The 10,145-nt window shown below is 43.8% G+C and carries 6 protein-coding genes; 4 read left to right on the top strand and 2 right to left on the bottom strand.

Annotated elements, in window-relative coordinates:
• Positions 1 to 2,642 (top strand): valine--tRNA ligase (locus tag VK541_RS10745; RefSeq protein ID WP_324369876.1); only part of this gene is annotated, 2,642 nt, incomplete at its 5' end.
• Here the strand turns inward: VK541_RS10745 and VK541_RS10740 are convergent.
• Positions 2,639 to 3,082 carry a hypothetical protein gene (locus VK541_RS10740; protein ID WP_324369874.1) on the bottom strand — a complete coding sequence of 148 codons (444 nt, stop codon included), beginning with the start codon at positions 3,080 to 3,082 and terminating at the stop codon, positions 2,639 to 2,641. The genes VK541_RS10745 and VK541_RS10740 overlap by 4 nt on opposite strands.
• Before the next feature lie 48 nt (positions 3,083 to 3,130).
• Positions 3,131 to 3,592 (bottom strand): type I restriction enzyme HsdR N-terminal domain-containing protein, encoded by a 462-nt coding sequence (locus tag VK541_RS10735; RefSeq protein ID WP_324369872.1) that lies wholly within the window; start codon positions 3,590 to 3,592, stop codon positions 3,131 to 3,133.
• A 43-nt stretch (positions 3,593 to 3,635) separates the two neighbouring features.
• Between VK541_RS10735 and holA the strand changes: the two genes are divergently transcribed.
• The 3 genes from holA to VK541_RS10720 all read left to right on the top strand — a co-directional run bounded on the left by holA (position 3,636) and on the right by VK541_RS10720 (position 10,117).
• Positions 3,636 to 4,661: a DNA polymerase III subunit delta gene (gene holA / locus VK541_RS10730; RefSeq protein ID WP_324369870.1), complete on the top strand. Its 1,026-nt coding sequence runs from the start codon at positions 3,636 to 3,638 to the stop codon at positions 4,659 to 4,661.
• Positions 4,662 to 4,750: 89 nt separating this feature from the next.
• Positions 4,751 to 7,318, top strand: a complete 2,568-nt coding sequence (locus VK541_RS10725; protein WP_324369868.1) for a zinc-dependent metalloprotease — start codon at positions 4,751 to 4,753, stop codon at positions 7,316 to 7,318.
• Between the two features lie 156 nt (positions 7,319 to 7,474).
• On the top strand, positions 7,475 to 10,117 hold the full coding sequence (locus tag VK541_RS10720) for a TonB-dependent receptor (protein WP_324369866.1): 2,643 nt from the start codon (positions 7,475 to 7,477) through the stop codon (positions 10,115 to 10,117).
• Positions 10,118 to 10,145: the final 28 nt, after the last annotated feature.

Genomic DNA, 10,145 nt, shown 5'->3' with positions numbered 1-10,145 from the left:
GAGCCAAGTGGTACAGCTACTGGATGTCTAAAAACTTTTTCCACTCTGAACCAGATGAGCGTGAGCCGTACACCATTGTAATCCCTCCGCCAAATGTGACCGGGGTACTGCACATGGGCCACATGCTCAACAATACCATCCAGGATGTACTGATCCGCAAGGCGCGTATGCAAGGCAAAAACGCATGCTGGGTGCCCGGTACCGATCATGCGTCAATTGCTACAGAGGCAAAGGTAGTGGCCATGCTTAAAGAAAGAGGGATCAGCAAGGCTGACCTGAGCAGGGAAGAGTTTTTGAAATACGCCTGGGAATGGAAAGAGAAATACGGCGGGATCATCCTGGACCAATTGAAAAAGCTTGGCGCCAGCTGTGACTGGGAAAGAACGCGCTTCACCATGGAAGACGATCTGTCGGATGCGGTGATCGAGAGTTTTATCCATTTGTATAAAAAAGGCTGGATCTACAGGGGCATCAGGATGGTAAACTGGGATCCGGCAGGCAAAACTGCAGTTTCAGATGAGGAAGTAATCCGTAAGGAAGTCAGCCAAAAACTCTATTACATTAAATATTTAGTAGCAAGCAGCAAGTATCAGGCAGAGCCGGAGTTCATCACCATTGCCACTACCAGGCCGGAAACCATTATGGCTGATGCAGCGATCTGCGTCAATCCAAATGATGAACGCTACACACACCTTAAAGGAAAAAAAGTATTTGTGCCATTGATCAACAGGGAAATCCCGGTGATCCAGGATGATTATGTCACCATGGACTTTGGTACTGGCTGTTTGAAAGTTACCCCAGCCCACGACCTGAATGACTATGAGCTCGGAGTTAAGCATAAACTGCCGGTAATAGATATTTTAAATGATGATGGCACACTGAACGAGCTTGCCGTTGTTTTGGTAGGCGAAGACCGCTTTGCAGCCAGAAAAAAGATTGCGGTATTACTTGACGAAGCCGGACATTTAGAAAAGGTGGAAGATTATAAATCACAGATCGGTTTCTCGGAACGTACAGATGCAGTGATCGAACCCAAGCTGTCCATGCAATGGTTCTGCAAAATGGACCAGATGGCAAAGCCTGCACTGGAAGATGTGCTGAACGGCGATGTGAAGCTGATCCCGGAAAAGTTTGTGAATACCTATCGCCACTGGATGGAAAATGTACGCGACTGGAACATCAGCCGACAGTTGTGGTGGGGCCAGCAGATTCCTGCCTGGTATGACAATCAGGGAAACTGGGTGGTTGCCAAGACCAAAGAAGAAGCGCTGAATGAGTTTTTGAAACTCAAAGATCCCGACGGCACATTTACACACGAAGAAAAAACAGGCTGTAAAAATCAGCTTTCTGCATTTATCAAGCAGGATCCTGATGTTGTGGATACCTGGTTCTCTTCCTGGTTATGGCCGATATCCGTATTTGACGGAATTAAAAACCCGGATAATCCAGAGATCAATTATTATTACCCAACCAATGACCTGGTAACCGCACCGGAGATTCTTTTCTTCTGGGTAGCACGCATGATCATGGCCGGACACGAGTTCAGAGGACAGAAACCTTTTACCAATGTATATCTGACCGGTATTGTAAGGGATAAGCTGGGCAGAAAAATGTCTAAATCACTGGGCAATTCACCTGATCCTATTGGACTGATCGAAAAATATGGTGCCGATGGCGTTCGGGTGGGCATGCTGTTGTGCTCTCCTGCCGGAAATGACCTGATGTTTGATGAAAGCTATTGTGAGCAGGGGCGGAATTTTGCCAATAAAATTTGGAATGCCTTCCGCCTGGTAAAAGGATGGGAAGTGGATGCTAACCTGGAAAATCCAAACCAGCAGGCTATCCTGTGGTTTGAAAATCGTTTTAACGAAGCTTTGGCTGAGATCGAAGATAACTTTAAGCAGTACCGCTTGTCTGAGGCTTTAATGGCGACTTACAAATTGGTATGGGATGATTTCTGTGCCTGGTACCTGGAAATGGTGAAACCGGTTTATCAGCATCCTATTGATGCAGAGACCCTGAAAGTGACCATTGGATTCTTTGAAAAGATTTTAACACTGCTGCATCCCTTCATGCCTTTCATCACTGAAGAATTGTGGCACGATGAGCTGTTTGGTGAGAAGGACGAAATGGACTGCTGTATTGTTGCAGGCTATCCGGTAGTTGGACCTGCTGATGCGGCCATACTGAAAGAGGTGGAAATGATCAAAAGCCTTGTGGCTGAAGTTAGAAATATAAGAAATACAAAACAGATCCCGCCAAAAGAAGCATTGCCGCTGGCGATAAAAGTGAATTCCTCACTGGATTACGAAAAATGGTTAAATATTGTTTTTAAGCTGGCCAACATCAGTCAGGTTGAACTTGTAAATGATAAGATTCCAGGTGCCGTGAGTTTCATGATCGGCAATGATGAGTTTTTCATTCATTTGAATGAAGCCATTGATCCGGATGCTGAAAGGGAACGTTTGAATGCTGAACTTGTTTATTTGCAGGGCTTTTTGAAATCGGTTAATGCCAAACTGGGCAATGAACGTTTTGTACAGAACGCCAAGCCCGAGATCATCCGGAACGAAAGGAACAAGCAGGCTGATGCAGAAGGAAAGATAAAGATCATCGAAGAAAGCTTAGCTGCTTTAGGTTAAAGCCCGGGTTTTTTTACATTTTCAAAGAGATGCTTTACCTGTCTTCTTGTTAAGTGAATTTTTATGGGCAGGTTTTTTTGTTCCGATTCCTTAAGCTTTTCCAGATCTGATTTGCCGAAGCACTGGTTGGATTGCAGCGCGCCGTCTTCAAGGTCAAATTTGATATCGTCAGCTACTTTTCGCTTTGCTTTGGATGGGTTGATCTTCGTTGTTATGGTAACAGAGCAATTGGTTTCCGTATAGGCTGTCAGAACAGATAGGGTATAACCCGATAAGGCGTATTTTAACGAGGCGAATCCAAAAAATCGTTTGAGTGTGGTTTCACTTACTCTTTTTTGGGTTGTTTCGAAGATGTCATTGGCAATCCGTTTACAATCGGATGCAATCAAATGATCAATACCTGCTTTTGATTTCACTTTATGCTTTAGGTCCTCATACATGTCCGTATTTTTAAGCAGAAACATGACTAAACGGGAAATGTTTTGAAATTACAGCTGGCCGTATTCGGGTAGTTCCTTCACAAACAGAAATTTTTCTTCCTTGTGATCGATTTGTGCATAGCAATGCATTAAACCGTTGGTAACGACCAGCCATTTGGTTTTGTGCACAGAGTTGTACCTGGCCGCCTGGTCAAAAGTAGCCTGACTGATTTTTACTGTAGGTGATTTACATTCAATAACCATAATCCTTTGGCCATGCGTATTAAATATCACGACATCAGTTCTTTTTTGCAGCTGGTTGAGGTTAAGGCCGCCTTCTATCTGAATGAGGGATTTGGGGAATTTTTTTTCAAGGATCAGATATTGAATAAAATGCTGTCTGACCCATTCCTCAGGTGTCAGGACCAGGTGTTTTTTGCGGATTTCGTCAAAGATAAAATACTGAGTATCTTTTAATGTGATCTTAAAAGGATAAGGAGGCAGGTTAAGAGGTCTCGGTGTAAATGACATTTGTGTAAAAGTAGACAAAATTTTTATCTAAGTTTGCCATCATATGAGTGCTGCCGAGATCATAAAAGACATTAAAGCCAGAAAGTTTAAGCCTGTTTACCTGCTGCATGGTGAGGAGCCTTACTATATAGACCAGATCATTCATTACATGGAGGATAATGTACTGAACGACATGGAAAAGGGCTTCAACCAGACGGTATTGTACGGCAAAGATACGGACATGGCTACCATCATGAATGCATCGAAGCGTTATCCGATGATGTCTGATTATCAGCTGATCATTGTAAAGGAGGCACAGGACCTGAAATGGGCAAAGGAAACTGAAGGGAGCAGCAAGGAAGCTGGATTTGTGCTCAGTTATTTTGAAAAGCCGATGCCGACCACCATCCTGGTGCTGGGCTATAAATATGCAAATTTTGACAAGCGTAAAAAGATCTATAAAGCTGTAGATAAAAATGGGGTTGTTTTTCAATCCGAGCTGGTCAGGGATTATAAACTGGCGGGCTGGATCGAAGACCTCATCAGGGAAAAAGGATACAAGATCGCACCACAGGCCTCTGCCCTGATGGCTGAATATTTAGGTACTGACCTTTCCAAGATTGAGAACGAGGTGGACAAGCTGATCCTCAATATCACAAAAGAGACCACCATAGATACAGATCTGATACAGAAAAATATAGGAATCAGCAAGGAATACAATGTCTTTGAACTGCAAAAAGCACTTGCGGTGAAGAATGTATTAAAATGTAATCAGATCATCAATTACTTTGCAGACAATCCGAAGGCTAACCCAATGGTTATGGTCATGGCCAATCTCAATTCTTATTTTTCCAAGATCCTTAAATACCACTACCTGAAAAATAAAGGTGATGCTGCTAAGGAACTGGGGGTGAACCCCTATTTTGTAAAGGATTTTGAAACGGCTGCACGAAGCTACAGCCTGGGTAAAACTTTTGAGATCATTAGTTTGCTCAGGGAATATGATCTGAAAAGCAAAGGAGTGGACAGTACAGGAAACGTTGCTGACGGCGAACTGCTTAAGGAACTGCTGTTTAAAATGATTCACTAATGTAACTGTAAAGTTATACGACATAATTTCTACTCCCAGCCAACTGCTGTACATTTGCTGGCAATCAACTAAACAACTTATAATTCAAAATGAAAAAAACTGTATTTTTTACAATGCTGGGTATAGTTACAGCATCATTTGCTATTGCCCAAACAAAGCCTACGGTGCCACCCACCACACCACCTGCGGCAACAGATACTACAAAAAAAGTTCCTGGAGCCCCTTTTGGTCCGGGTGCTAAACCACAGCCAAAACCTTATGCCCAGGTGATTACGGACAAAGCCGCTACCCGCCGGGGAATGATCACCACGCACAGGCTGGAAGATAAATACTTTTTTGAGATCGCTGATTCAATATTGGGCCGGGATATACTGGTTGTAAGCCGGATGTCTAAAGCGGGCGCTGAAGTTCGTTCTGCTTCCGGGTATGCGGGAGACCAGATCGGGAGCAGTGTGATCCGTTTTGAAAAAGGGCCAAACAATAAGGTATTTATGCGCAAGATATCTTACAGGACTTATGGGCCGGACAGTACCACTGCCATGTATCAGAACCTGCAGCGTTCTAATATTCAGGCTATTGCGGCTTCCTTTGCTGTAGCAGCCTATACTCCGGATAAAAAAGGAACTGTGATAGATATGACCGATTACATCAGCAGCGACAACGATATTTTTTATTTTGGTTCATCGGCAGTTAAAAGCAATTTCAGGCTGGGTGCGCCAATGGCTGACAGAAGTTATATACTGGGTGTGAAAAGTTTTCCAACCAATGTGGAGATCAATGTAGTCAGGACTTACTCACTGGCACCTGCACCTGCGTCACCTTTTGGTCCCCCGGCTATGGGCGGCGGAGGCGGAGCAACAGGATCTGCAACAGTAGAGCTGAACGCGTCATTAGTTATTCTCCCAAAAGTACCGATGAAGCCCCGCTTCTTTGATCCCCGGGTGGGGTATTTTGCTGTGGGCTATACGGACTTTGATGCAAACCCGCAGGGTATCAAAGAAATTGAGATCGTAAAACGCTGGAGACTGGAGCCGAAAGCTGAAGATATCGCCAAATACAAAAGAGGTGAGCTGGTTGAACCTAAGAAACCGATTGTATTTTACATAGATCCCGCGACTCCCAAAAAATGGGTGCCTTACCTGATTGCGGGTGTAAATGACTGGCAAAAGGCCTTTGAAAAAGCGGGTTTTAAAAATGCCATTATTGGCAAGATGGCCCCTACCGCGAAACAGGATTCGACATGGAGTTTGGATGATGCGCGCCATTCGGCGATTGTATATAAGCCTTCAGAAATTCCGAACGCCAGCGGGCCCAGTATTTCTGATCCGCGCAGCGGAGAGATCATGGAAAGCCATATAAACTGGTACCATAACGTCATGAAACTGGTGCACGACTGGTATATGGTCCAGGCTTCGGCAATAGATCCCAGAGCTCAGAAAATGCAGTTTAGCGACGAACTGATGGGTGATCTGATCCGCTTTGTTTCCTCACATGAGGTAGGTCATACCTTGGGACTGCGCCATAACTATGGCTCAAGTTCTACGGTCCCTTCAGAAAAATTACGTGATAAGGTATTTGTAGAAGCGAATGGTCATACTCCTTCTATCATGGATTATGCACGTTTCAATTATGTAGCACAGCCGGAGGACAACATCAAACCCAAAGGAATCTATCCGAGGATTGGAGACTATGATGTATGGGCAATCGAATGGGGTTATAAACTGCTTCCGGATGCCAAAACAGCTCAGGCAGAAGTACCGGTACTGAATAAGCTGACAATAGAAAAGCTCAAAAATAACCGGTTGTGGTTTGGAACAGAGTCAAATTCTGACGATCCCCGCTCGCAGAATGAAGATTTAGGCGACAATGCCATGATCTCAAGCGATTACGGGATTAAAAACCTGAAAAGGATACTGATCAAACTACCGGAATGGACGAAATCGGATAATGAAGGTTATGGCAGCCTAACCACTATGTATGGTGAAATTACCAATCAGTTCATCCGCTATATGGGACATGTGGCCAAAAACGTAGGTGGTATATTTGAAACACCTAAAACTGTGGAACAAGCTGGTGCTGTATATGTCCGTACTCCGACTGCCCGCCAGCAGGAGGCAATGGCATTTTTGGATAAAAACTTATTTACCACCCCCGCATGGTTATTAAATCAGCCAATATTGGATAACATTGGCCAGAATTCTGTGGATGTGATCTCAAAAGTCCAGGCGCCGGCATTGAACAGATTGATCAGTACAAATACGCTGAACAAACTGATCTCAGCCGAAGCTGCAGATGGCACTGCCGCTTACAGCATCACTGATTTCTTTACCGGTATACAAAGCAGCATTTTCAGTGAATTGAAAGCCGGCGCAGCTATTGATGTATATCGCCGTAATCTGCAAAAAGCATATGTGGAAAAGTTAATTGCCCTTGTAAAACCAGCGGCTCCTGCGCAAACACTGGTGGTGAGCGGCGGCTCACTGAGAAGTATCCCTACCGGTTCTTCACAAAATGATGTCATCTCTGTTGTAAAAGCCCAGCTGCGTGAATTGAATACCCTGGTTAAAAATGCATCGGCAAGCGCAACCGGTATGAGCAAATACCATTTGGATGATCTTTCAGACCGTATAGATATCGCTTTGAAAAATAAAGAGTAAGTAACTCCATAAAGTTATTTAAGCAAAAGCCGTGCGTTTTAGCATGGCTTTTGCCGTTTAATTGGGGTTATATAGCAGGTGCACTGTAACATGTTAATTACGCTAAAAGCCTTTAGCTATGCATGTCGTACTTTTACGACACACACAAATAAACTCATGAAGCTCTTTACCAAATTGGCTTTGCTATTGTTACTCGTCACAGGTACGTTTTTCAGTAGCAAGGCGCAGAATTATGTCGTCAAAGGAACGGTGCTGGATACTGCTGGGTTGCCCTTGCCCGGTGCTGTTGTCAGAATTAAATGGGGTACAGACAGTTTGGGCATTTCAGCAGGAACCGATGGCAAATTTACGCTCAGCAAGGTCAAAGCAAGACAATTTACTTTATCGGCGGCATTCATAGGTTTTCAGACTTTTATTAAGCAGTACCTGATAGAAAAAGGCAGTACACTGGATGTTTCCGCAATAAAATTAATGCCTGAATCCAATACCCTGGATGCAGTGGTGATCTCAGGAGTTCCACCAGTAAAAGTGATGGAGGATACGGTGAGTTTTAATGCTGCTGCCTTCCCTGTCAGGGCGGGGGATGCTGTAGATGAGGTATTGAAAAAATTACCCGGAATAAAGGTAGACAAAGACGGAAACGTCACCAATCAGGGAACACCTGTTACCAAAATACGGGTAAACGGTAAAGATTTTTTTGGTACTGATGTTGCGACGGCGATAAAGAACCTTCCGGCAGATATCATTAAGAACCTGCAGTTTATCGACGACTATGGAGACCAGGCAAAACTAACGGGAATAAAGACCGGGGAGCCGGAAAAGATCCTTAACCTGACCATTCAGGAAGACAAGAAAAAGGGCTATTTTGCCAGGGCTTCGGGTGGAGTAGGTAATGCGGACAGGTATAATACCAGTTTAAGGGGTAACAGCATGAAAGGCGAGCGTCAGATCTCGTTTGATGGCACAGTTGCCAATGCAAATATGAGAGGCGGCGGCGGTGATGGCATTACCACCAGAAATGCAGCTGGCCTGAACTATAAGAATGAATTCAGCGAAAAGCTTTCGGCAGATGCGGGGTACAATTTTGACAACAGCAGGAACAATACGATCAGTTCGACTTATACCCAGAACTTTCTGAAGGATGCTTCGAAAAATTCTTATACCAGACTGGAAGATTCCCGCAACAACAGCCAGAGTGACAACTATAACCACTGGTTCGGTGGAAATTTGGAATATAAAATAGATACGATGAACTATCTGAAAATATCTCCGAATTTCTCTTACAACACCAATAATGGGAACAGCAATGGGGGGTCTGTGATCACCCAGGACAGTTTAAACACGCGCAGAAACAGCACGAACTTAAACAACTCCGATAATCTAAGCCTCCGGACAAATATTTTCTATAATCATAAATTTTCAAAAAAGGGACGTAATTTCAGTTTCTGGAGCAGTGTCAATTACAACAATAGCGAAAATTTCAGGGATGTTTACAACGAATACGTCGATACGCGCAAAGGAATCTCAGATTCTACGTTGCAAAATCAGCTTAATGATCAGAGCACGCGTAATTTTGGCTTAAATGCTGGCGGATCTTACATGGAGCCGCTTTGGAAAAAAACTTTCATTGAGTTTAACTACAACTGGAACAGGTCAGCTACGAACAACACCAGGGACGTGAACGATATCAAAGACGGCGACCAAATATTTAATCCTGATTTGAGCAATATCTACGATTACCAGTTTATCACCAACCGGATTGGAATGAACTACAGGTATATTGGCGAGAAGCTGAATTATACTGTGGGGGTAAATGCCCAGCCGGCAGTTTTAAGCGGTCAAAACCTGAGTAAAGATGTCAGTACCATCAACCGGACGTTTAATGTGATCCCGTCGGCAAGGTTATCCTATAAATTCTCTAATCAGGAATCTTTCGATATCAACTACTGGGGCAGAAACAACCAGCCAGGATTTTTCCAGCTGCAACCAATCTCCGACAATTCAAACCTGCAGAATATCGTAACCGGAAACCCGAACCTGCACCCTGAATTTATTCACAGCATCAATGCACATTACAAACAGTCTGACTGGAATGCAGGGCACGTGTTGTTTGCCAATGTTGCATATGATAAGACGAATAACAAGATCGTGACTACAACTGTCCGGCCTTCTGATAAGTCTGTAAATCAATTGACCAGCTATACAAATACGGATGGCTTTTATTCTCTGAAAGGGGATTATTACTACAGTAAACCCTTTGCAGAGCGGAAATTCTCCGTTGGATATTCGGGATGGGGACAACTGAACAATAATGTGTCTTTTACAAACGACAACAGGGTTGTGTTTAAAAATGCGGCCTGGCGACAAGAAGCTGAATTTAAGGTTGACATACAGGATATCGTAAATCTGGAGTTAGAAGCTTCCTATGCACAGAACCTGACGACTACTGCGGATACGTCTTTTAACGACAGTAAAACCAACCGGTACGAATTTCAGATTGAAGGCCGTAATTATTTTTTCAAAGACCTGACATTAGGGTATGACTTTACCAAACAGTTCAATACCGGTTATGACATAGCAGTTAGAAATCCAACCATCTTAAGGGTATCTCTTGAGTACCGTTTCCTGAAAGGGGATATGGGTACTTTGCGTTTGGATGGTTTCGACCTGTTTGATCAGAACTCAGGAATTTCCAGGGATGTGCTTGGCAATAATGCTATCGTGGACAGGCAGGTAAACCGTCTTGGCAGGTATTTTATGCTTTCATTTATTTACCGGGTGCGGAAATTTGGTGGGTAGTTGACGGATAATAGTGCTACCTTCACCA

The organism is Pedobacter sp. (genome assembly GCF_035317785.1).
GTDB lineage: Bacteria > Bacteroidota > Bacteroidia > Sphingobacteriales > Sphingobacteriaceae > Pedobacter.
Note: the sequence above shows the minus strand (reverse complement) of the source record. Positions and strands in the feature narration are given on the sequence as shown.